The sequence below is a fragment of the Kocuria rhizosphaericola genome, from assembly GCF_044462205.1.
GTDB classification, from domain to species: Bacteria; Actinomycetota; Actinomycetes; order Actinomycetales; family Micrococcaceae; genus Kocuria; species Kocuria rhizosphaericola.
The window spans coordinates 38798-61009 of sequence record NZ_JBISWK010000032.1; the positions used below are offsets into that span (position 1 = coordinate 38798).

The window sequence follows — 22212 nt, forward strand, 5'->3', positions numbered from 1 at the left end:
CCCTGGCCGTGCTGGCCATGGCGGTCCTGGCAGCTCTTCCGGAGACCGCAGCCCGCGCCCCCGCAGCCGAGGAGCGTCCCGTTGCCGCCACGGCGGGCAGCAGCGAGAAGAAACCCGAGGAGCACACCGACGACACCGATTCCACCTCCTACGTGGGCGGGCCCCAGGTGGTGCGCGACGGCGAGGACGCGGACGGCTCCCCCGAGAGGATCAGCGGCCACGTCTTCGAGGACGGCAACAAGGACAGCGTCCGGCAGGACCGTGAGGAGGGCTTGGCGGGCGTCGCCGTCTCCAACGGCCGGGACGTGGTGCTCACCGACCACGAGGGGTACTGGGAACTGCCGCTGGCCGAGGGCCAGACGGTGTTCGTCACCAAGCCCGCCGGTTGGGACACCCCGGTGGACGAGACGAACTTCGCCCAGTTCCACTACCACCACGAGCCCGCGGGCACCGCCCAGGACCTGCGTTTCGGCGGTCTCGAGGCCACGGGGGAGACCCCGGACTCGCTGAACTTCCCGCTGGCGCGCGACGGGGACAGCGCTCGCCAGGACCAGACCTGCGGGTTCCTGGGCGACGTGCAGACCTACTCCAACCAGGAGATCAGCTTCGCCCGCACCGGACTGGTGCGGGACCTCGCCGCGCGCCAGGACCTGGAGGACTGCGGCCTGCTCCTGCTGGGCGACCTGGCCGGCGGCGACCTGGGGATGTACCCGCGGCTGAAGGAGATCCTCTCCGGAGCAGGGGCCCCTCTCCGCGCCGTGCCGGGCAACCACGACTACGACATCGACTCCACGGATCCGGAGGAGTCCTTCGACACCTTCAAGCAGCATGTCGGCCCGGAGAACTTCTCCTACGACGTGGGCGCCATGCACATCGTCGGACTGAACAACCTCTCCTACCCGTGCCGGCCCGAGGAGAACGCCGACGGCAAGCACGACCAGTGCACCGACCCGGAGAACGACCCCCAGTACAACGGTCTCCTGGGCGAGGAGACCCTGGCCTGGATCGAGGCGGACCTCGCCACGGTGCCCGAGGACAAGCTCGTGGTCGTCGCCACGCACGTGCCGCTGGTCTCCTACGCCGACTCCACCGACAACATGCACCAGACCGACGACGTCACCGAGCTCTACGCCCTGCTCGAGGGTCGTGAGGCGATCTCCTTCGCCGGGCACACCCACTCGGTCGAGAACATGACCGCCGGCACCGCCATGGCCGGGTGGCAGGGGGAGGTGGGCGTCCACGAGCTGCCGTTCCACCACATCGTGGCCGGCGCCCCCAGCGGTGACTGGTACATCGGCGACCTCGACCTCGACGGCGTGCCCATGGCCCTGCAGCGCGACGGCGCCCCGCCCGGCTGGTTCACGCTCGACGTCCAGGGGACCGACTACCAGGAGAACTTCCACGCCATCGGCCGCGGGGAGGACCACATGGGGCTGGCCGTGAACTCCCCGTACTGGCGGGACTGGTACAACACCCTCTTCACCTGGGGCGAGGCCAATCTGGGCAACTGGGACGCCGTGCCCCCGGTGAACATCAACGACCTCGGGGACCCCAACATGGTCACGGCCGAGGACCTCCGGGGCGGCACCCAGCTGTCCGCCAACGTGTGGAACGGCACCCGGGAGACCCGTGTGACCATGTCCTTGGACGGCGGGGAGCCGCTGGAGGCCACCCACACCCAGCCCGGCGCCGGTGAGGAGAAGATCGAGGGCGCCGAGGTGGCAGACCCCTATGCCGCCACCCGACAGCTGATGATCGCCCGCCACGCCTTCGAGTCCACCTCCGGGAACGAGGACGCCCAGGGCTTCCAGGCCTTCTACGGCATCCAGGCCGGCCCGGCGGCCCCGCGGCCGGGCTACCACGTCGCCCAGAGCACGACCCATCTCTGGCAGCTCGAGCTCCCGGTCGACCTGGAGCCCGGCGTGCACACCGCGGAGGTGACGGCCACGGACCGCCACGGACGCGAGAGCACCGAATGGCTGACCTTCGAGGTCGTCGAGGAGCGGCCGCAGATGTCCTTCCGCACCGAGGTCTTCGCGGGCTGACCATGTCCGGTGACGGCGGCGGCTGCGTCCTCGGCCACGAGGTCCGCGTTGATCGCCGCGGCCGCGCCGACCCCTTCTCCCGCCGCGGCGGAGACCATGGCCGAGAGGTCGCCGGCGTTGCCGGCCGCCCACACCCCGGGGACCTCGGTGCTGCCCATCGGGCCCATGGCGATGAGCGCCCCCACGGGGTGCTCGGTCAGAGTGCCGCCGAGCTGCTCGTACAGCTCGGCCCGCGCCGCGAACCGGGGCGCCACGACCACGGCGTCCACCAGGACCTCCTGCCCGTCGTCGAGGACCACCGCGCGCAGGGCGTCCTCCTCGGTCCGCAGCCGCCGGACGGGCCCCTCGACCACCCGGACCCCGAGGGCGGCGAGCTGCTCCCACGCCTCGGCGCCGGGATCGGGCATCCGGTGCGGGAAGAAGGTGACGTCCTCGCTGAGCTGCCGGAACAGCAGCGTCTGGTGGATGCTCATGGGCCCCGCGCCGAGCACGCCGATGCGCTGCCCGCGGACCTCCCACCCGTGGCAGTAGGGGCAGTGCAGCACGTTCCGCCCCCACAGCTCGGCCACGCCGGGCACGTCGGGGAGCTCGTCGACCAGCCCGGACGCGAGCAGCAGCCGCCGCGCTCGCAGCGCACCGCCGCCGGCGAGACCGACCGTGAACCCGTCGCCCTCGGCCCGTGCGGTGACAGCGCGGTCCCGCACGATCTGCGCCCCGTACTGCTCCGCCTCCCGCCGGCCGGCGGCCAGCAGCTCCAGCGGCGGGATCCCCTCGCGGCCGAGGAGGTTGTGCGCGCCGCCGGCCGGGGCGTTGCGAGGCTCGCCCGCGTCCACCACGACGACCGAGCGCAGGGAGCGCGCCAGGGCGACGGCGGCGCTCAGGCCGGCGGCACCGCCTCCGACGACGACGACGTCGTGCGCGGAAATGCTGTTCATGGTCCGTGTCCTCTCGTACTGGTGGTTCATGCCCGGCGTGCCGCCCAGACGATCCGTCCGGCGCGCAGCACCAGGTCGTCCCGGTGCAGGACCGCGCCAGGGGAGTCGTCCGCGAGCAGGTGCTCGAGGACGAGCAGATCGTCGGCGGCCAGGCGGTCGGCGAGGGCGGGCAGGGCGCGGCGCAGCGTGCGGTGCGCCCAGCGTCCTGTGCCGGGCGGGACGGGCCGCGCCTCGACGCCGAACCGGCGCCGCCCCGCGAGCCGGAAGCCGGCCTCCTCCAGGTGGGGTCCCCAGCCGGGGAAGGCGTTCCAGCGCGCCTGGGCGAGGACCTCGTGGCAGCGGCGCTCCAGGCCCGGGCGGCCGACCCCGATGTCCTCGGGCAGGAACCGCGGCAGCGCGTCCATCTCCACGACCGCGAGGAGCCCACCGGGGCGCATCCCGGCGTGGAGCTCGCGCAGCAGCCGGTCCGGCGCGGCGAGCTCGTGCAGCGAGGAGGCCGCCCAGCCGAGGTCGACCGCGCCGACCTCCGGCCAGGCGCTGTCCAGATCGGCCTGCACCGTGCGGACCCGGTCGGCCAGGCCCTGCGCACCGGCCGTGGCGCGGAGCCGCTCGAGCCTCGCCGCCGACCGATCGATCGCGACCACCTGCGCCGAGGGGAAACGGCGGGCCAGGAGCCGGCTGCCGGATCCCGTTCCCGCGCCGAGGTCCACGACCGTGCGCGGAGCGCCGTCGACGTGCTGGGCGACCCAGTCGACCACCTCCTCCAGCAGCGGGGCCAGGATCTCGGCCTCCAGCTCGAGCAGCTCGGCCAGTCCGTCGTCGTCGTGCTGCCCGGGATCGGGGTGGTGCCCGGTCGTCGGGTGCGAGGAGGCGTGCGGTGTCATGCCTCCACGGTAGGCGGGGAATGTCTGTCTGGCATACACTCTTGCTCATGACGCAAGAAGTCGACCTGGACGCAGTAATCCGCCGGCGCATCCGCGGTCTGCGGCTGGCGCGCGGCTGGTCCCTGGACGCGCTCGCGGCTCGCTGCCGGCTCAGCCCGTCCACGCTGAGCCGACTCGAGACCGGGCACCGCAGGATCGCGCTCGACCAGCTCGTGCCCATCGCGCGGGCGCTCGACACCTCGCTCGACCAGCTCGTCGAGTCCCCCGAGGACGAGGACGTGGTGATCCGCCCGCAGCCCAGCAGCACGCCGGGGCTGACCACGTGGCTGCTCTCCTCCGAGCGGGCCCTGCACGGGATGACGGTGGCCAAGATGCGCATCCTGCCGGGCAGGCCCCCCGCGCCGGAGCGGTTGGCGGTGCACCCGGGCCGGGACTGGTTCACCGTGCTCACCGGGACCGCCCGCCTGCACCTGGGGGAGCGGGTCATCGTGGTCGAGGCGGGCCAGGCGGCGCAGTTCTCCACGATGGTCCCGCACGCCATCGTGGCGCAGGGCGGGCCGGTGGAGATCCTCACCGTGCTCGACCACGACGGCGAGCGCGCCCATCTGCACGCGGACGATCCGGCCCGGGCCCGGCGGGAGGCGGCCTCGACCGCGCGGCCGGACTCCGGCGCCGTCGAGCGCGACCCGGCCGAGTAGAGTGCGCCGGGGCGCCGGGGCGCCGGGGCGCCGGGGCGCCGGGCGGGGCAGGGGCGCTCGCCTGGGTGGCCGGGACCTCCCGATTCCGGGGAGCGGCCGGTGCGGGCACACTGTGAATAATTGCCGTCCCCGCCCGGTTGTACAGTCGACCAGGCGCCGCCCGCTCGAGGGCGCGCCGCTCCCACCTCGATCCAGGACCGTGAGATGACCTGTGCCCTGCCGTCCGTCCGGACGCCCCCGACCGTCCCGTCCGTCTCCGGCGGGGGCGACGACGACGCCCGCTGCCTCGGCGTGGACATCGGCGGGACGACCATCAAGTACGCGGTGGTGGATCCGGTCCGCGGGGCCACCGTCGGCCCGGTCCGCCGGGTGCCCACGCCCGCGCCGGCGACCCCGGCGGCGGTGGTGGCCGCCCTGCGCGGGGTACTGGAGAGGCTCCAGGACGCGCCGGAGGCGGGCGGGCCCCTGGCCGGCGTCGGTGTGGGCGTCCCGGCCATCATCGACCACGGCGTGGCCCGCTCGGCCGCCCATCTCGACGACTCCTGGATCGGCACGGACGCCCGGGAGCTGCTCGCCACCGGGCTGGGGCGCGAGGTCGCGGTGCTCAACGACGCCGACGCCGCCGGGCTGGCCGAGGTCCGCTTCGGCGCCGCCCGCGGGGTCGACGGCACGGTGCTGGTGATCACGCTGGGCACCGGGATCGGCTCGGCGCTGTTCCGGGACGGGGAGCTGATCCCCAACAGCGAGTTCGGGCACGTGTGGCTGGACGGCCGGGACGTCGACGGCTGGGCCGGCGCCTCCGCCCGGACGGAGGAGGCCCTGGACTGGCCCACCTACACGGACCGGCTCCAGCGCTATCTGTCCCACCTCGAACGCCTGATCTCCCCGGACCTGATCGTCCTCGGCGGGGGCATCAGCGAGCGGCACCAGGACTTCCTGCCCCACCTGCAGCTGCGTGCCCGCGTGGCCCCCGCGCAGCTGCGCAACGCCGCCGGGATCGTCGGTGCAGGCCGCCAGGCCCACCTCGGGGTGGTGCGGGCGAACAGCCTCGTCGGCAGCCGCTGACCTGGTCCGGGGAGATCAGCCCCTGGCGTTCCCTGCTGCCGAGGGAGCTGCCTGGGGCCTCGGGGCATCGCCTCGGGCGGTCAGCACGCCGGCGCTCGCCTTCCGTTCCGGCGGCGCGCCGGGCCGTGTCCGGTCCTGCTGCTCCGCCCGGCAGGGCGCAGCGTCGTTCGTGTTGGTCGTGGTCACGGCGTCGACCCCGCGTGGCTCATGACGGCGAGGACGTGCGGGGGTCCGGGGCCGCGCCGACGCCATCACCGCGTACCGTGCGTCACAGTGGGCCATCACTCCCGTACCCCCTGGTGGGAAGGGGGGCGGCAGCAGGACAGCGGGGATCTTGTGACGCCGGATGACGGGCGGGCGTGAAAGTTCGTGCGCCCCGGGCGGTGGGCCGTGGACCGATGAGAAGGGCGCTTCCCCTGTGTGATCTGGATCTCTATCATGGATCTGGACAGCGTGGTCGAGCACCCCGCCCGGCACCGGGACCTTCTGCAGGTCCCGATGCGCTCACCCGACTGGAGATCCCCGCCATGACCATTGCCGAACTGACGTCCGCCCCCGATGACACGGGCCCCCTCGAGGTCCTCCCGGGCATCGGCGTGGGCCCGGTCGTCGACCCGGTCGCGTCCATCACCGTCTCCCACGTGGCGCGGTACCGCATGCGCACCGACCGTGCGGGGCTGAGCCTGCGTGCCGGCGAGGTGGTGCTGTGCGCCCCCTATGAACCGGTCGAGCTGGGCATGGTCGTGCTGGTGCGCTGCGAGGCGGACGGCCACACCCCGGGTGCCCTGATCCCGGCGTCCGCCGTCGAGTACCTCGAACCGGTCGGGCCGTCCTCCGGACCGTTCGTCTGGGGCACGCCCGGCGTCCGCGGCTGAGCAGCGCGCCCCGCCCGCCTGCCAGCAGGCCCGCGGCTAGGCCTCGGTGAGGGCGTCCGCCTTGTGGGTCGCGCGGGCCCCGGAGCTGTCGGACTCCACGATGTAGTGGGGATCGTCCGCGCTCGCGCGGTACGTGCGGCCGTCGAGCTCGAAGTCCTCGGTCTTCTTCTCGACCACGGTGCCCTCGGTGGTGCCCTGCGCGGTGTTCCACGTGACCTTGGTGCCCTTGCGCAGACTCATCGGGTGCTCCTCTGCTCGTCCGTTGCGGTGCTCGCGCGTCCCGGTGCTCGCGCGTCCTCGAGCCCGCCGCGGCAGTCGCGGCGCGCCCCTCGGTGCCCGGGCACTCCCGAGCGTGAGCCCCAACCTACCGACGGATCGGGGTCCTGGCGAGCATCCGCGGGCACAGCGAGCGGGTGGGCCCGGCTGCCGGGCCGAGACGGCCGGGCAACGACGGCCGCGACACATCTACCGAGCGGAGGCGGCCGGTTCGCGGGCGGCCGGGTCCCCGTGCGGAGCGGCGGTGCCCCGCTCACCGGTGCCCCGGTCGCGAGTGTCCCGGCCCGCGTCGCCGGTCCGCAGATCGGCCGGCTCGTTGCCGCTCCGCGGATCGGCCGGCGCGTCGCCGGTGACCTCGAGGCGGTCCTCGGCGGGCGCCTCGGGCTCGACGTCCTCCTCGATCGTCGTGGCCAGCGGCTTCTCGGTGACGAAGCACAGCAGCGCGGCCGCCAGCAGCCCCAGGGGCACGATCCACAGGTAGATGGGGGTCAGGGCGTCGTTGTACGAGGTCACGATCGGGTCCCGCAGCGACTCCGGGAGGGAGGCGACCAGGGCGGGGGTGAGCGAGTCGGCCCCACCCGCGCCGCCCTCGAGCGCGGCCGCCGGGAGGCGCTCGGCCAGCAGGCCGGCCAGCCGGCCCGCGAAGACGCTGCCCACCACGCCGGCGCCCAGGGTGGCGCCGATCTGGCGGAAGAAGTTGTTCGCCGCGGTGGCCGTGCCGACCTGCCGCAGCGGAAAGGTGTTCTGCACGATGAGCACGAGCACCTGCATCGACAGGCCCAGCCCCAGGCCCAGGAGCGCGATGTAGAGGCACACATGCCACACGCCCTGCTCGGGGGTCAGGGTCGAGAGCAGACCCATGGCCACGGCCACCACCACGCTGCCCGCCACCGGCAGCCACTTGTAGTGCCCGGTCCGGCTCACCGCCCGCCCGGCGAGCACCGAGGTCACGAGCAGGGTGCCCATCATCGGCACCATCAGGAGCCCGGACGCGGTGGCGTCGACGCCGAAGACCATCTGCAGGTAGGTCGGCAGGTAGCCGAGGGCCCCGAACATCGCCACGCCGGTGAGCAGGCCCGCGACGGTGGTGAGCACGAAGTTGCGCTCGCGGAACAGGTGCATCGGGATGATCGGCTCGGCGGTGCGCCGCTCCACGGCCACGAACGCCGCGGCGGTCACGAGCGTCCCGGCGATCAGGCCGAGGATCACGGGGTCGGACCAGGCGTACCGGCCGCCGCCCCAGGTGGCGAACAGGACCAGGCAGGTGGTGGCCGTGGCCAGCAGCACCATGCCGCCGACGTCCAGGCGCGGCCGGCCGCGGTGCCGGGGGAGCTTGAGGAACAGGACGGCTCCGGCCAGGGCCAGCAGTCCGAGCGGGATGTTGATCCAGAAGACCCAGCGCCAGCCGGGCCCCTCGGTGAACCAGCCGCCCAGCAGCGGCCCGGCCACCGAGGCCACCGCGAAGACCCCGCCCATGACGCCCATGTACTTGCCGCGCTCCCGGGCGGGAACCACGTCGGCGATGGCGGCCTGGGAGAGGATGATCAGCCCGCCTCCGCCGAGGCCCTGGATCGCGCGGGCCGCGATGAGGACCTCGATGGTGCCCGCGAGCGCGCCGACCACGGAGCCGGCCATGAACACCAGGATCGCGCCCAGCAGCAGGGGCTTGCGGCCCATCAGGTCCCCGAGCTTGCCGTAGACCGGCATCATGATCGTCGAGGCGAGGATGTAGGCCGTGATCACCCACAGCATCTCGTTCACGCCGTTGAGCTCGCCGACGATCGTGGGCAGGGCCGTGCTGAGCACGGTCTGGTTGAGGGCGGCCAGCAGCATGGAGAGCATCAGGCCGGCGAAGAGCAGCACGAGGTGCCGGGAGCCGGTGGCCGGGGCGGCTCGGTGCGCGGGGGCGCGGCTCATGAGAGCTTTCCCTGGAGGCGGTGGAGGAGGGTGAGGGCCGACTCGTGGTCCTCGGTCGGCAGCCCCTGCGCCGGGGAGTAACCCTCGGCGGTGATGGCGAAGCGCAGCGGGACGCCGGCGAGCAGGACCAGCATCCGGGCGACCTCGTCCACGCGGTGCTCCCCGATCCCGGCCGACCACTCCGGCTCCCGGGCCAGCAGCTCCGCGAGGGTGCGGCGCACCAGGGTCTCGGCCTCGAGCATCAGCTCGTGCCGGCGGCGGCCCAGGCTCGGATGGTCCTGCAGCAGTCTCCGGCGCCGCTCGGCGTCCGGGCCCGCGTAGGCGCTGCGGGACACGGCCAGCAGCAGGCGCGAGACCTGGCCGAGCAGGTCGTGCTCGAGGGAGAAGTCCTCCAGCAGCTCCGGGTCCAGCGAGGGGGCCCGCATGCCCAGGACTGCGTCCTCCTTGGCAGGGAAGTAGTTGAAGAAGGTGCGCGGGGAGACCCCGGCCGCGGCGGCGACGGCCTCCACGGTGGTGCGATCGACCCCGTGCTCGACCGCGAGGGCGGCGGCCGCCTCGTGGATGGCGGACCAGGTCTCGGCCTTCTTGCGGGCGCGCAGGGTGGGAGGGGAGGTGGCGTTCACCCCGATATTCTTGCACTCCTGCATCTTTTGCACAACTGCAATATTGAAACGGGTGCCCGCAGGGTCGAAGGCGGTGCGAGAATCCCCGGACCCTGCGGGCGCTGTGCGCTTCCGGCAGAGCCCGGGCGTTCTCGTCGCGGAGCCGGGAGTGGGGGCTACGCCGCGACGCCCACCTGGATCAGGGTGTTCCAGGGGTCCTCGAAGCGCAGCACGGCGCCGTCGTGCCGGGTGGGGATCCGGTGGCCCGCGAGCCGCGATGCGAGGGCGGCGACGTCGTCGCTGCTCGGCAGGTCGATGTTGACCTGGCCCAGCCCCAGCGAGGCCGCGCGCGGGCCCGCCCCGGCGCTCTGCCAGGTGTTGAGCGCGATGTGGTGGTGGTAGCCGCCGGCGGCGATGAACAGGGCGGAGCCGATGTCGCTCATCACCTCGAAGCCCAGGACGTCCACGTAGAACTGCCGGCCCCGCGGGATGTCGCCCACCTGCAGGTGGACGTGGCCCAGGGTGGCGGGCGGCGTCGCGGGGCGCCGGTCGTCCCGCTGGGGCAGGTGCTCCTGCAGGAAGCCGTTCGGGTCCAGGGGGTTGGAGGCCAGCGTCAGGAGGCCGTTGGACTCCCGCCGCCACGTGTCCCGGGGACGGTCGGTGTAGAGCTCCACGCCGTTGCCCTCGGGGTCGTCGAAGTAGAAGGCCTGGCTGTAGAGGTGGTCGGCACTGCCGGTGAAGGAGCGGGGCGCCACGGTCGCCACGGAGGCGAGGGCCGCGGCGAGTGCGGGCTCGTCCTCGAAGACGACCGCGGTGTGGAACAGTCCGGCCTGGCCGCGGCGGGCCGGCGGGAGCTCCTTGACCTGGCGCAGCCGCACGACCGTCCGGCCGTCCCGGCCCAGGACCGCGGTGTCCCCGGCGTGGGACAACACGTCGAGGGTGACGGCGTCCGAGTAGTAGGCGACCATCGCGTCCAGGTCGGAGACCAGCAGCTCCACGGCGCCCATACGGGTGTCGGCGGCCAGCAGGTCCTGGGCGGGGCGCTTCGTCAGGGTCTCGGGGGCTGGGTTCTGGGGAAAGATCGGCATGTCGGGAATCTCCGTCGGCGGGGGCGGCGCATTGGTTGATGTGTCCCCAACAGTAGTCCCAGATGCTTTCCTGTGCAAGCAAATCCTCTCGGCCGGGAGGGCCCGCGGCTCAGCGCACTCCGCCCGTCCGGCTCAGCACGAGCTCGACGGTCTCCGCGGGCCGGTCCCACATCGGGAAGTGTCCGCAGGAGTCGAACCAGTGCAGCTCGGCATCGGGATACCGCTCGAGGGCGCGGCGTGCCTGACCGGGGGTGACCACCCGGTCCTGGCGACCCCAGCCGATGACGACGTCTCCCGGTGTCTGCGCCCGGGTGGCCCCGTCCTGATCGGGCCCGTGCACCAGGGCTCGCAGGAGGGCGTCGTAGGCGGGGGAGGTCGCCCACGAGCGCAGCTCGCGCAGGACCATGTCCTGGTCCAGGGCCCACGGCCGGGGACTGAGCTGGGCGAGCAGCGCGGTGCGGGCGGCCGGATTCCGGGTCAGCGCCGGGAGCACCGGTCGCAGGACCCGGACGAGCCGGATGGAGGCGCCGATCGAGAGCCCGAACATCAGGCGCTGCCGGGGACTCCAGAAGCCCCCGGGGGACAGGGCGACGGCGGTCCCCCCGACCCCGCGCCGGGCGAGCTCGAGCACGAGGCGGGCCCCGACCGAGCTGCCCAGCAGGTCGACCCCCGCCAGCCCGTGGGTGTCGATGAAGGCGGAGATCGCGTCGGCGAGGCGGGCGATCGTCACCTCGCCCTCCAGCGGAGCAGTGGCGCCGAAGCCGGGCAGGTCCACGGCGATCACTTCGCGATGGGCGGCCAGGCCGGCGAGGACCGGGTCCCAGGTCCGCCACGTCGAACCGAGACCGTGGATCAGCAGCAAGGGCCTGCCGGTGCCGAGCCGTTCGTGATGCATGTCCATGACCACGATCCTTCCCCACGGCGATCCTCCTGGCCAGCACCGCCGGCCGCGCGGGGCCGGCGGTGCTGGTCGGCCGGGGGCTGTCCCGGAGGGCAGGTGCCGGGCTGCGCGGCGGTCAGAGGATGAAGATCAGGGCGGCGATGACGGCCAGGATCACCAGGAAGACGATGCCCCACGCCTTGAGGTTGTCGGAGTCGTCCTCCTCGGGCTCGGCCGGGCGCGGCGGCCACCCGCCCGGGCCGGGACCGAACACCGGGCCGGAGGGTCCCTGCCCACCGGCTGCCGGTCCCGTGGGCGGCTGCTCCTCCGCACCGTACCCGGGAGCGCCCTGACCGGGGGCGCCCTGGCCCGGGTACTGCCCGGGCGGCGGGGGAGCCGGTGTCGCGGGGCTCACGCCCCACTGCGGGGCCTGGGGTGCGCCCGGCGGAGGGACGTCCGGCTGAGAGGTGTCCGTCGCCGGCGCGCCCGGGCCGCCGGTCGCGGGCGGGCCCGGCGCGTAGGGCGGGGCCGGCGGCGGAGGCGCCGGGGGCAGCGTCTCGCCCGAGAGTACGGGCCCGTCCTCGCGGTGGCCCTGCTCCGCCTCGGTCAGCAGGGTCACGAACTGCTCGAGCGGCTCGGACCCGTCGTGCTCCCGCGCCAGGAAACGCTCGGCGCGGCGGCGCACCACCCGGTAGACGCGCCCGTCGTCGGGGATCCCCAGGTCCCGGGCGGCCCGCGCCACGGCGAGCGGGGGCTGCTCCGGCAGGGGGTTGGTGCCCCACTCCAGGAGACCGGTCAGCAGCGGGCGCTCGAGCACGGGGGCCAGGGCCGCCCGGGCACCTGGCACCCGGGTCAGCTCCAGCAGCCCGCCCGGCGGGGCGGACGGGCATCCCGGCACGTCGCTGGGCAGCCGGGCGGCGCGCTCCAGCCAGAACGTGTCCCCGAAGAGGGTGGCGAGCAGCACGGCCGCGGCGAGCCGGTCGTCGCTCGGCGCGGCGTCCTCCGGGGCGCCCTGCTCCCAATGGGTGCCGAGCGCGCGGCGGGCGGGCTCACCGGCCAGCCGGACGCGCAGTTGCACGTCCTCCGGGCCACGAGCGGTCTCCGCGGGACGCTCCACCGCGTGCCGCACCTGGGGGTCGAGCTCGGGGTCCATGGGCCACCTCTCCGTCGTCGTCCGTGGGTCCATGCTCTCAGAACGTGCTGTGCGGCGGCGGGGAGCCGGAGGGGAACCGGACCGCGCTCAGGCGGGGAGCAGGCTGCGCAGCTGCCCCGCGGCGACGCGCGGGTCGGGGGCCTCGGTGACGGCGCGGACGACGACGACGCCGCGCGCCCCGGCCTCCAGGACCTGCGGGAGCCGCGGCTCGTCGATGCCGCCGATGGCGAACCACGGCACGGGCAGGATCTCCGGGTCCGCGGCGAGCCGGGCCTCCGTGAGCTCGGCGACCGCGCGGACGAACCCCGGTCCGGTGGCGGGGCGCCCGGGCTTGGTGGGCGTGGCCCAGACGGGGCCCGTGCAGAAGTAGTCGACGTCCGGGTCCTCGAGCGCCGTCCGGGCCTGGTCGAGGTCGTGGGTGGAGCGGCCGATCAGCACGTCGGGGCCCAGCAGCTGCCGGGCCTGCGCGGGGGAGAGGTCGTGCTGTCCCACGTGGAAGACGTCGGCGCCCACCAGCGCGGCGATGTCGGCGCGGTCGTTGACGGCGAACAGGGCGTCGTACTCGGCGGCGACCCGGCCCAGCAGCCGCAGCGCGGCGATCTCCTCGTCCGCGTCGATGCTCTTGTCCCGCAGCTGGACGATGTTCGCGCCACCGGCGTACGCGGCGTGCAGGAACTCCTCGAGGTCGCCCCGGTCCCGGCGGGCGTCCGTGCACACGTACAGCCGGGCGGCGAGGAGCTTCGCGGCCCGGGTCTCTCGCAGGGAGGACTCGGCGGGGGTGGAGGCGTCATGGGTAGACTGGGTCACACGCTGATGATAGGTCAGCGGTTCTGCGGGAGCCCCACCGGGGGCTGAGAGGGCGTCCAGCGCCGACCGCCACACCTGATGCGGGTCATGCCGCCGTAGGAAAGGACGTCTCCGAGTGATCTCCGCGCACCCCGCCCCGGCGACCGCGCCCCACCCGCTGGTCGAGCAGCCCGAGCACGTCCGGGCCGACGTCGCCGTGGTCGGCGCGGGGGTGATCGGCCTGGCCACCGCCTGGGAGCTGCGCCGGCGCGGCCGCTCCGTGGTCGTGGTGGACCCCGAGCCGGGCTCCGGCGCCAGCCGCGCCGCGGCAGGGATGCTCGCCCCGGTGAGCGAGGTGCAGTACCAGCAGGAGCCCCTGTACCCCCTCATGATCGCCTCGGCCGCCGAGTACCCGGCGTTCGTGGCCGCCCTCGAGCAGGCCGCCGGCGGGACGGTGGGCCACCGTGCCACCGAGACCCTGGTCTGCGGCGTGGACGCCGCCGACCGGCAGGCCCTGGCGGACCTCCGCGAGCTGCAGGGGCGCCACGGCATGACCGTGGAGCAGCTGCCCCTGCGCGCCGCCCGGGCCCTCGAGCCCGCTCTGAGCCCGCGGCTGTCCGCCGCGTTCCGGATCCCCGACGACCACCAGGTGGACCCGCGCCGCCTCGTGGCCGGACTGCTCGCCGCCCTCGTCGCACCGGAGCTCCCCGAGCCCCCGGAGTCCGCGGAGTCTCCGGAATCGCTGGAGCCCCCGGGACTCCCCGAGTTCTCGGCTGCGCGCGACGGCGGACCGGCCCACCTCGTCCACTGCCTCGCCACGGGACTGCGCCGCAACGCCGAGGGCGCCGTGACCGGCGTGCGCCTGGCCGACGGCGGGATGGTCTCGGCGACCTGGACCGTCCTCGCCCCCGGCACGGGCCTCGGCGACCTCGACGGGCTGCCGGAGGACTGGCACCCGCCCCTGCGGCCCGTGCACGGGGACGTCCTGCGCGCCCGGGTCCCCGCCGGGGCCCCCGACCTGCTCGAGCGCACCGTCCGCGGCCTGGTGCACGGAGTGCCCGTCTACCTGGTGCCCCGGACGGACGGCACCGTGGTGATCGGGGCGACCTCCCGCGAGGACGACCTGACCGGCCCCAGCGCCGGCGGCGTGTTCCGGCTGCTGCGCGACGCCCAGGCGCTCGTGCCCGGCGTCGCCGACCTCGAGCTCGTCGAGGTGCTGGCCCGCGCCCGGCCCGGCACCCCGGACGACATCCCGTACCTGGGCCGGGTCCGCAACCCTGACGGCTCGCTCGTGCCGGGACTCGTGGTCTCCACCGGCTACTTCCGCCACGGCGTCCTGCTCGCCCCGCTGGCCGCCCGGCTCGCCGCGCAGCTCGCGACCGGCGGGTCCGGAGCCGATCCGGCCGCCGACGCCGAGCACCTCGCCAGCACCGACCCGCACCGCTTCGACCGCCCTGTCGAGGCCCGTCGAGGGGACCCCGAACCGGCCACCGCCGGACCCGGCCCCCGGAGCAGGAGCACCCGATGACCGCCATCACCCTCAACGGCCGTCCGCACGTCGTGACGGAGGACGCGACCGTCGTCGACCTCGTCGCCGAGACCGTCGGCCGGGCCCTGGGCCCCGACGGCGCCCCGCTCGACGGCGGGCGCCTCGGCGTGGCCGTGGCCGTGGACGCCGCGGTCGTGCCCCGCAGCCGCTGGCGGCGGACCCCCGTGGCGGAGGGCCAGGCCGTCGAGATCATCACCGCCGTCCAAGGAGGCTGACGTGACCGGACCGCACCCCGAGCCGACCGCTGATCACGACCCGCTCGTGCTCGACGGCACGGAGCTGTCCTCCCGGCTGATCATGGGCACCGGCGGCCTCAGCTCGCTGCACATCCTCGAGCAGGCGCTGGCAGCCTCCGGCACCGAGCTGACCACCGTGGCGCTGCGCCGCTACGCCCCCGGCCAGGGCGACTCCCTCTTCGCGCTGCTCGAGCGCAACGACATCCGGATCCTGCCGAACACCGCCGGGTGCTACACGGCCCGGGACGCGCTCCTGACCGCCGAGCTCGGCCGCGAGGCCCTCGAGACCGACTGGGTCAAGGTCGAGGTCATCGCCGACGAGGACACGCTGCTGCCCGACGTCGTGGAGCTCCTCGACGCCACCGAGCAGCTCGTGGCCCGCGGCTTCAAGGTCTTCGCCTACACCTCCGACGACCCGGCCGTGGCCCGCCGCCTCGAGGACCTGGGCGCGGCGGCGGTGATGCCCCTGGGCGCCCCCATCGGCACGGGGCTGGGGATCCTCAACCCGCACAACATCGAGCTCATCGCCGCCCGGGCGTCGGTGCCCGTGGTGCTCGACGCCGGGATCGGCACCGCCTCCGAGGCGGCCCTGGCCATGGAGCTGGGCTGCGACGCCGTGCTGCTGGCCAGCGCCGTCACCCGCGCCCAGGACCCGGTGGCGATGGCCACCGCGATGCGCCACGCCGTGGTCGCCGGCCGGCTCGCGGCCCGTGCCGGGCGCATCCCCGCCCGCCGCCACGCCCAGGCGTCCTCGCCGATGGCCGGACGGATCGATCCGGACGCGCCGGCCTCCGGCCCGGCGGACGTCCCGCGCGGGGACTGGGCCCCCCTGGGGGAGCGGCCGTGAGCCCGTTGCCCCCGCTCGTGGAGCCCGGCCCCGAGCTGCGCCGGGAGGAGCTCGAACGCTACGCACGGCACCTGACCCTGCCCGGGATCGGGCCTCTCGGCCAGCGGCGGCTGGGCCACGCCCGCGTGCTCGTCGTCGGCGCCGGGGGTCTGGGCTCCCCGGCCCTGCAGTACCTCGCGGCGGCAGGGGTGGGGACCATCGGGATCGTCGACGACGACGTCGTGGCGCTCTCCAACCTGCAGCGCCAGGTGGTGCACACGACCGCCGACGTCGGCCGGCCCAAGGCCGAGTCCGCCGCCGACGCCGTCACCGCGCTCAACCCGCTGGTCGAGGTCCGCACCCATCCCGTCCGCTTGGGCGCGGACAACGCGGTGGACATCCTCCGCCAGTACGACCTGGTCCTGGACGGCGCCGACAACTTCACGACCCGCTACGTGGTCAGCGACGCCGCCGCCCTGACCGGCACGCCGTGCGTGTGGGGCTCCATCCTGCGCTTCGAGGGACAGGTCAGCGTCTTCTGGGCCGGGCACGGGCCCACCTACCGGGACCTCTATCCCGAGGCCCCGCCGGACGGGGAGGTGCCCAGCTGCGCGGAGGGCGGGGTCTTCGGGATGCTCCCCGCGACCATCGGCTCGGTCATGGTCACGGAGGCGGTCAAGCTCATCACCGGCACCGGGGAGCCCCTGCTCGGACGGGTGCTGCTGCACGACGCGCTCGCGATGACCTGGCGCGAGATGCGCCTGACCGCGGACCCGGACGCCGCCCCGGTCACCGCCGTGGCTGAGCCCGACGCCGTCTGCGCACTGCCCGGCACCGGCCCCGCCGAGTCGCTCACCGCGCCCGAGCTGGCCCTCCTGCTCGGGCGCCGCGCGCGCGGGGAGGCGGCCTTCGCCCTCGTCGACGTGCGCGAGGACTGGGAGCGGGAGCTCGTGGCCATCGACGGCGCCGTGGCCGTGCCCCTGCGGGAGCTCCTGGACCGAGGCGCGGACGCCCTGCCGCCGGAGGCCCGCGGCGCCGACCTCGTGCTGCACTGCAAGGCCGGGGCCCGCTCCGCGACCGCGCTCGCCGCGCTGCGGCCCCACTTCGCGCAGCGGGAGGAGCGGGTGCGGCACCTCGAGGGCGGGGTGCTGGCCTGGGTGGAGCAGGTGGAGCCGGGCAAACCGGTCTACTGACCGTTCCTGCGGTCCTGGACGCCTCACGGTGCCTCACGGCTCAACGTGCCACAGTGGCGAGGGAATCGGGCGAGCGGCGATTCCACGTTGTCGGGTGAGAGCACTCAGCGGTGGAACTCGAGGCGATGGACGTTCTCGAGTTCGATCTCGACTCGGCCGAGCTCGTTCTGGGCGGGAACCGGACAGTTCCAGGTATGGACGGGGTCCGTCAGCTCTTGTCCGTCCAACAGGGTCACCACTGCGTCGGCGCTCGAATCCTGCGCACGATCGCCAGACCGGTCTTCTGGCCGTTCCCAAGAATGAGGGCCCCGGTGTCACATGCCAGACCCACTGTTGACGCTGTGACGGTGGTGCTCGTCCCGTCCCCACCCGATGGCGTCGTTCTGGATCAGGATTCCCAGAAGCCCATCGATGGCCGTGATCAGCGCCGCTGCGGCGGTGATCATTCCCAAGTTCGCGGTGGCTCAGCATGATGACGCAGCCCTCGGATTGCCTGTCCGACAGCCTTGCGGCGTCCTATGAGCCATGGAATGCGAGACGTCTCGTCCCCAAAATTTGCGCCCGCATGTTGTGAACCGCAGAGATAAGTGGCGGCGTTCCAGCGGAGCTAAGTGGCCGCTCGAACCCGCGCGAGCAGATCCGGGTCGGCGATGCGGTCGACCTCGAGGCGATCAAAGTTTTCACCGACCTCCGGAGTGCGTCCCACTTCCTAGGTACTGGGACGCTCGGCGTCGAGATTTATGTTCGGGGACTATGGATATCGATTTGAGTGCCAGAAGTTAAGCCTAGAACTTAGTCCCATCTAGGCCGTACGGAACCGACTTCCGGTACGCTGGCTGCATGGAATTGGGCTACGCGCGGGTGTCGACGGCCAAACAGGACCTTGATCGCCAGATCGATGCCCTCCGGCAGGTCGGGATCGCGCCCGAGCGGATCTATGTGGACAAGAAGTCCGGGGCCACCACGGAGCGTCCCGGGCTGGCCGCGGCCCTGGCCTACGCCCGGGAGGGCGATGTGATCGTGGTGCACACCCTGGACCGCCTCGGGCGCACCGTCCGTGACACCCTCAACCTCATCCACGACCTCGCCGAGCGAGGGGTCGGGGTGCGCAACCTCGCGGACCCGATCAAGGTGGACTCCACCAACCCGAATGACCCGATGGCTCAGCTGGCGGTGCTGCTGCTGGCGCTGTTCGGGCAGATGGAACGCACCTACACTCTCGAGCGCGCCGCCCACGCCCGATCGGTGGCCACGGCCAAGGGCCGGCGGATCGGGCGACCCTCCGTGGTGGACCCGGACAAGCTCGCCTACGCGGCGCACCTGCGCGAGACCGGGCATACGATGGCCGAGATCGTGGCCAAGACCGGGATCACCCGCACCAGCCTCTACCGCCACCTCCCGCCGCGCCCGCCGGAGCCGGTGACGGCCGGACCGGTCACCGCCGCCGAGCCCGAGCCCGACCGCGGTCCGCTGGACTGACCCCCGTGGGGTGAGGGTGGTGGTGCAGCTGAGTCCGCAGGAGAGAGCGGCACTGTTGCGCCAGCACCTCGACGACGGGGTGTCGCTGACCCGGCTCGCCGCCCACGCCCAGGTCTCGGTCCGCACCCTGCAGCGCTGGGCCGCCGAGTATCGGGCGGACTCCTCCGCGGCCGGCTTGCAGCGCCAGGTCCGCAGCGACCGCGGCCACCGCCGGCTGCCTCAGGAGCTGATCGCGGTCATCGAGGCCCTGGCGCTGCGCCGCCCGGCACCGACGACCACGTTCATCCACCGCCGGGTGTGCGATCTGGCCCCGGAGCGCGGCTGGGCCCCACCGAGCTACTCGAGTGTGCGCAGTGTGATCGCCGCCATCGACCCTGGGCTGCGCACTCTGGCCCTGGAAGGTGACACCGCCTACCGGGACCGGTTCGAACTGGTGCACCGCCGGTCGGCGGTGGGGCCCAATGAGCAGTGGCAGGCCGATCACACTCTGCTCGACGTGGCGGTCCTCGACCACCGGGGGCGCCCGGTGCGGCCGTGGCTGAGCGTGATCCTCGACGACTACTCCCGTGCGGTCGCCGGCTACACCGTCTTCACCGGCGCTCCGAATGCCGAGCAGACCGCCCTGGCACTGCATCAGGCCGTGCTCGCCAAGCCCGACCCGCGGTGGCCGGTCCAGGGGCTGCCCGAGGTGCTCTACAGCGACCACGGGGCCGACTTCACCAGCACTCGGCTGGACCGGGTCTGCCTGGACACCCACATCCGGCTCATCCACTCCCGCGTCGGGGTGCCGCAGGGGCGGGGCAAGATCGAACGTTTTTACGGCACGATCACCACCGAGGTGCTCCCGCACCTGCCCGGGCACATCCCGCACGGCACCGGCGGCACCCCCACCTCACCACCGGCCCTGAGCCTGGAGCAGCTCGATGCGGTGCTGGGGCGCTTCCTGATCGAGGACTACCACGCCCGGGTGCACTCCGAGACCGGCCAGTCCCCGGCCGCCCGCTGGGTCGGGGCCGGGTGGATCCCGCGCACCCCGGCACGGGGTGAGGACCTCGACCTGTTGCTGCTCACCGCCGCGACCACCCGCATCGTCCAGCGCGACGGCATCCGCTTCCAAGGCACCCGCTACATCTCCCCAGTACTGGCCGCCTACGTCGGTGAGACCGTGACCATCCGCTACGACCCCCGCGACGCCGGCGAGGTGCGCGTCTACCACCAGGACGCCTACCTGTGCCGGGCGATCGCCCCCGAGCTGGCGGCCGAGACGATCACCCTCCAGCAGCTGCAGCAGGCCCGAGGAGCCCGACGCGCCGCGCTGAAGCAGCAATTGCGCGCCCGGCGCAGCCTCGCCGACGCCCTGCCCACCGACGACCGCTGGGCACCACCACCAGTACCCGCCCCGGCGCCGGGCCCGGCGGCTGACCCGACGGCGGACCGGGCGCCCCGACACCGATTGCGGACCTATGCCACCGACTGAGCCCGACTCCTCGCGGAGCCTGCTGGGCAAGGACGACGACGGCCGGCGCTTCCTCTCCGGCACGTCCGGGGAAATCACCGCGCTGGGCCCGCCCCCGGGTCCCGCATCGCCGCCGTTCCTTCCCACCCGGGAGCACCGCCGCTTCACCGAGTTCGCCGACACCGTCCGGACCAACCGCTACATCGGCCTGTGCTGGGGCCCGCCCGGAGTCGGCAAGACCCTCTCTGCCCGCCACTACGCCGGGGCCGCCGAATGGGGCAGTGGCAGCACCAGCTGATCACTGGCTGTGACCCCGGCCCGGTCCCGGACCGGGTCCTCCGCGCCCGCACCGCGCTGTGGACCCCGACCGTCACCGCCAGCCCGCGCCAGGTCGACCAGGCCCTCCCGCGGGCCTGTCAGCAGATCTCCTACGCCATCGACTACCACCGCCACGGCCACGTCGACCCGCTGGTGCACACCGCCTCGCGGTCCTCCGGGCTCACCGAACTGCTCATCATCGACGAGGCCGACCGGCTCAAGACCACCGGCCTGGAACAGGTCCGCGACTACTACGACCGCCACACCCTCGGAGTGATCCTCATCGGGATGCCCGGCATCGACAAACGCCTGGGACGCTACCCCCAGCTCTACAGCCGCGTCGGCTTCGCCCACGAATACCGCCAGCTCACCCCCGAAGAGCTCACCGCCGTCCTCACCCGCCGCTGGCACACCGATGGACTCGCCGGCGACGACGACGAGTTCACCCGCACGGTCGCGATCGCCACCATCGCCCGGATCACCGGCGGGAACTTCCGCCTCGTCGACCGACTCCTCACCCAGATTCAACGCATCCTGGAGATCAACCAGCTGACCACCGTCACCCCCGAAGTCGTCGAAGCCGCCCGCGACGCACTCCTCATCGGCCACTGACCACCGTCCCGGCCACCACGCCTGCAACCATCAGGCAGTGCCACCCGTCCCACTGCCCCTGGCTCATTGAGCCGGTCACCGATTCCTCGTATGGAACGCTACTAACCTGGCGATCGGAGACCCCGCTGCCTTCCGCCGCGAATCCTTCTGGGCCGGGGTTTACCGGATCTGCCGAGATCCGGATCGGAGTTGTCAATGCACGGGACGGGGGAGGAAAGCGATGAACGCACTCGAAGAGCGCTCGAGGACCTGGTCCCATCTCTTCGTAGTGCCGTGACCCTCCTCAGGGCGCGCAGGCGAGCGAGGGGCTTCCTTCATCGCGCGCCCGGCAAAGCGAACTTGACGACACGTTGCCGAGGCGGATGCATGGAAATGGGTAAGAGCACCGGGAGGGGGAATGGTAATGACACTTTCAGAGTTTCTGGCAACTTTCGGTACTTTTGAGCCCCATCTCCCCTCAGGATTCGCCACCGGATTCGCTGTGTTGGCTGGGCTGGCATGGTTTCGATTTCTCCATAAAATATACCCGCGCGTGGGGTGGATAGTCGCAGTGCTTCTAGCAAGCGCAGCCCTAGTCGTGACCGATGCTGCAGAGAGCGCACCTGGTGCAGACGATTCGCAGATCATTCTCGACGAATTTGTTGCGGTCCCATTTCTGTTCTTGTTCTATGTTCCGTGGCGACACCCCCATGCGCTGCTGAGCGTTGTAGGCACGCTCATCGTGTTTGGCACCCTTGACAGCCTCAAGCCATTCGGCCTGCAGGTTATCGAACGACTCCCCGGAGGGTTTGGTGTCGTCCTGGATGACATCGGCGCAGCTGTTCTATCAAGCGCCGTTGTATGGCTCGCATACAACTTCATGCTTGAACTCACCGTGAAGAGAGAAGTCAAGGATGAGGGCTGTGACTGTCATCGGTAAATGGCGGATTCTTGTCACAGGTGAGTGGAAGGGCTTGGGTTTCTCGCTCTCTGGTGGCGTTGGTTCGGTGGCGGTTGAGTCCGGGCTGCGGGATCTGGCATCGGTGGTTTCGGTGGTTGCTGTGTTCAGGGGGTGAAGCGGTGTCCCATGCCGAACTCGGTGCGGAAGTAGCGTGGGTGAGAGCTGTCAGGTTCGAGCTTGGCGCGGATCTGGGACATGTAGACGCGCAGATAGTTGGTTTTCCTCCTCAAAGCGGCCGGGTAACTAAAGTGGTGCAACTCAGGGCCACTGACCACCGTCCCGGTCACCACGCCTGCACCCATCAGGCAGTGCCACCCGTCCCACTGCCCCTGGCTCATTGAGCCGGTCACCGATTCTGCAGCGCATACGTTCGTTTCCGTACGTAAGGTCCGTCCATCA

General features: G+C 72.9%; 22 protein-coding genes, 1 pseudogene and 1 riboswitch. Of the genes and pseudogenes, 13 read left to right on the forward strand and 10 right to left on the reverse strand.

The window, feature by feature from the left end; translation table 11 throughout:
* Nucleotides 1-17 precede the first annotated feature (17 nt).
* Nucleotides 18-1739 (forward strand): annotated as a pseudogene (locus ACH9D2_RS02750) (calcineurin-like phosphoesterase C-terminal domain-containing protein); the annotation flags it as partial.
* A 116-nt stretch (nt 1740-1855) separates the two neighbouring features.
* On the opposite strand, the gene ACH9D2_RS02755 reads toward ACH9D2_RS02750, so the two are convergent.
* Both ACH9D2_RS02755 and ACH9D2_RS02760 read right to left on the reverse strand, forming a co-directional pair.
* A complete protein-coding gene (locus tag ACH9D2_RS02755; RefSeq protein ID WP_396361220.1) occupies nt 1856-2980 on the reverse strand; it encodes an FAD-dependent oxidoreductase in 1125 nt (374 codons plus the stop codon).
* A 26-nt stretch (nt 2981-3006) separates the two neighbouring features.
* Entirely contained in the window at nt 3007-3864 is an 858-nt protein-coding gene (locus ACH9D2_RS02760; protein WP_396361221.1) for a methyltransferase domain-containing protein, read from the reverse strand.
* A 47-nt stretch (nt 3865-3911) separates the two neighbouring features.
* Between ACH9D2_RS02760 and ACH9D2_RS02765 the strand changes: the two genes are divergently transcribed.
* The 3 genes from ACH9D2_RS02765 to ACH9D2_RS02775 all read left to right on the forward strand — a co-directional run bounded on the left by ACH9D2_RS02765 (nt 3912) and on the right by ACH9D2_RS02775 (nt 6502).
* Nucleotides 3912-4562 (forward strand): helix-turn-helix domain-containing protein, encoded by a 651-nt coding sequence (locus ACH9D2_RS02765; protein WP_396361222.1) that lies wholly within the window; start codon nt 3912-3914, stop codon nt 4560-4562.
* Nucleotides 4563-4766: 204 nt separating this feature from the next.
* Entirely contained in the window at nt 4767-5627 is an 861-nt protein-coding gene (gene ppgK / locus ACH9D2_RS02770; RefSeq protein ID WP_396361223.1) for a polyphosphate--glucose phosphotransferase, read from the forward strand.
* Nucleotides 5628-6154: 527 nt separating this feature from the next.
* Nucleotides 6155-6502, forward strand: coding sequence for a hypothetical protein (locus ACH9D2_RS02775; protein ID WP_396361224.1), 348 nt, complete (start codon nt 6155-6157; stop codon nt 6500-6502).
* Between the two features lie 36 nt (nt 6503-6538).
* On the opposite strand, the gene ACH9D2_RS02780 is transcribed toward ACH9D2_RS02775, so the two are convergent.
* The 7 genes from ACH9D2_RS02780 to thiE all read right to left on the reverse strand — a co-directional run bounded on the left by ACH9D2_RS02780 (nt 6539) and on the right by thiE (nt 13225).
* Nucleotides 6539-6742, reverse strand: a complete 204-nt coding sequence (locus ACH9D2_RS02780) for an HVA1 family protein (RefSeq protein WP_396361225.1) — start codon at nt 6740-6742, stop codon at nt 6539-6541.
* A gap of 225 nt (nt 6743-6967) precedes the next feature.
* The gene (locus ACH9D2_RS02785) at nt 6968-8695 is read right to left on the reverse strand and encodes a DHA2 family efflux MFS transporter permease subunit (protein ID WP_396361226.1); all 1728 of its coding nucleotides are present in this window, start codon (nt 8693-8695) and stop codon (nt 6968-6970) included.
* Nucleotides 8692-9318 (reverse strand): TetR family transcriptional regulator, encoded by a 627-nt coding sequence (locus ACH9D2_RS02790; protein ID WP_396361227.1) that lies wholly within the window; start codon nt 9316-9318, stop codon nt 8692-8694. The genes ACH9D2_RS02785 and ACH9D2_RS02790 overlap by 4 nt, the downstream gene beginning before the upstream one ends.
* Nucleotides 9319-9473: 155 nt before the next feature.
* Entirely contained in the window at nt 9474-10385 is a 912-nt protein-coding gene (locus tag ACH9D2_RS02795; protein WP_396361228.1) for a VOC family protein, read from the reverse strand.
* 109 nt (nt 10386-10494) lie between these two features.
* A complete protein-coding gene (locus tag ACH9D2_RS02800) occupies nt 10495-11286 on the reverse strand; it encodes an alpha/beta fold hydrolase (RefSeq protein WP_396361229.1) in 792 nt (263 codons plus the stop codon).
* Between the two features lie 115 nt (nt 11287-11401).
* On the reverse strand, nt 11402-12418 hold the full coding sequence (locus tag ACH9D2_RS02805; RefSeq protein WP_396361230.1) for a hypothetical protein: 1017 nt from the start codon (nt 12416-12418) through the stop codon (nt 11402-11404).
* 87 nt (nt 12419-12505) lie between these two features.
* The gene (gene thiE, locus ACH9D2_RS02810) at nt 12506-13225 is read right to left on the reverse strand and encodes a thiamine phosphate synthase (protein WP_396361231.1); all 720 of its coding nucleotides are present in this window, start codon (nt 13223-13225) and stop codon (nt 12506-12508) included.
* 15 nt (nt 13226-13240) lie between these two features.
* Nucleotides 13241-13344, forward strand: a riboswitch (TPP riboswitch).
* On the opposite strand from thiE, the gene ACH9D2_RS02815 reads away from it, so the two are divergent.
* From ACH9D2_RS02815 to ACH9D2_RS02855, 9 genes are all read left to right on the forward strand, one after another.
* Complete coding sequence (locus ACH9D2_RS02815) at nt 13341-14732, forward strand: FAD-dependent oxidoreductase (protein WP_396361232.1); 1392 nt, start codon at nt 13341-13343, stop codon at nt 14730-14732. Its footprint overlaps the riboswitch before it by 4 nt.
* Complete coding sequence (gene thiS / locus ACH9D2_RS02820; protein WP_396361233.1) at nt 14729-14968, forward strand: sulfur carrier protein ThiS; 240 nt, start codon at nt 14729-14731, stop codon at nt 14966-14968. The genes ACH9D2_RS02815 and thiS overlap by 4 nt, the downstream gene beginning before the upstream one ends.
* A gap of 1 nt (nt 14969) precedes the next feature.
* Nucleotides 14970-15836 carry a thiazole synthase gene (locus tag ACH9D2_RS02825; RefSeq protein WP_396361234.1) on the forward strand — a complete coding sequence of 289 codons (867 nt, stop codon included), beginning with the start codon at nt 14970-14972 and terminating at the stop codon, nt 15834-15836.
* A complete protein-coding gene (gene moeB, locus ACH9D2_RS02830) occupies nt 15833-17008 on the forward strand; it encodes a molybdopterin-synthase adenylyltransferase MoeB (RefSeq protein ID WP_396361235.1) in 1176 nt (391 codons plus the stop codon). The genes ACH9D2_RS02825 and moeB overlap by 4 nt, the downstream gene beginning before the upstream one ends.
* A gap of 840 nt (nt 17009-17848) precedes the next feature.
* Nucleotides 17849-18487: a recombinase family protein gene (locus tag ACH9D2_RS02835; RefSeq protein ID WP_396361236.1), complete on the forward strand. Its 639-nt coding sequence runs from the start codon at nt 17849-17851 to the stop codon at nt 18485-18487.
* A gap of 55 nt (nt 18488-18542) precedes the next feature.
* Nucleotides 18543-19964: a Mu transposase C-terminal domain-containing protein gene (locus tag ACH9D2_RS02840; protein WP_396361237.1), complete on the forward strand. Its 1422-nt coding sequence runs from the start codon at nt 18543-18545 to the stop codon at nt 19962-19964.
* Nucleotides 19951-20241, forward strand: a complete 291-nt coding sequence (locus ACH9D2_RS02845) for a hypothetical protein (RefSeq protein WP_396361238.1) — start codon at nt 19951-19953, stop codon at nt 20239-20241. The genes ACH9D2_RS02840 and ACH9D2_RS02845 overlap by 14 nt, the downstream gene beginning before the upstream one ends.
* Nucleotides 20217-20873 carry an AAA family ATPase gene (locus ACH9D2_RS02850; RefSeq protein ID WP_396361239.1) on the forward strand — a complete coding sequence of 219 codons (657 nt, stop codon included), beginning with the start codon at nt 20217-20219 and terminating at the stop codon, nt 20871-20873. Before ACH9D2_RS02845 ends, ACH9D2_RS02850 begins: the two co-directional genes overlap by 25 nt.
* A 403-nt stretch (nt 20874-21276) precedes the next feature.
* Complete coding sequence (locus tag ACH9D2_RS02855) at nt 21277-21792, forward strand: phosphatidylglycerophosphatase A (protein WP_396361240.1); 516 nt, start codon at nt 21277-21279, stop codon at nt 21790-21792.
* 125 nt (nt 21793-21917) lie between these two features.
* Here ACH9D2_RS02855 and ACH9D2_RS02860 read toward each other — a convergent pair whose 3' ends face one another.
* Nucleotides 21918-22151, reverse strand: a complete 234-nt coding sequence (locus tag ACH9D2_RS02860; protein WP_396361241.1) for a winged helix-turn-helix domain-containing protein — start codon at nt 22149-22151, stop codon at nt 21918-21920.
* Nucleotides 22152-22212 lie beyond the last annotated feature (61 nt).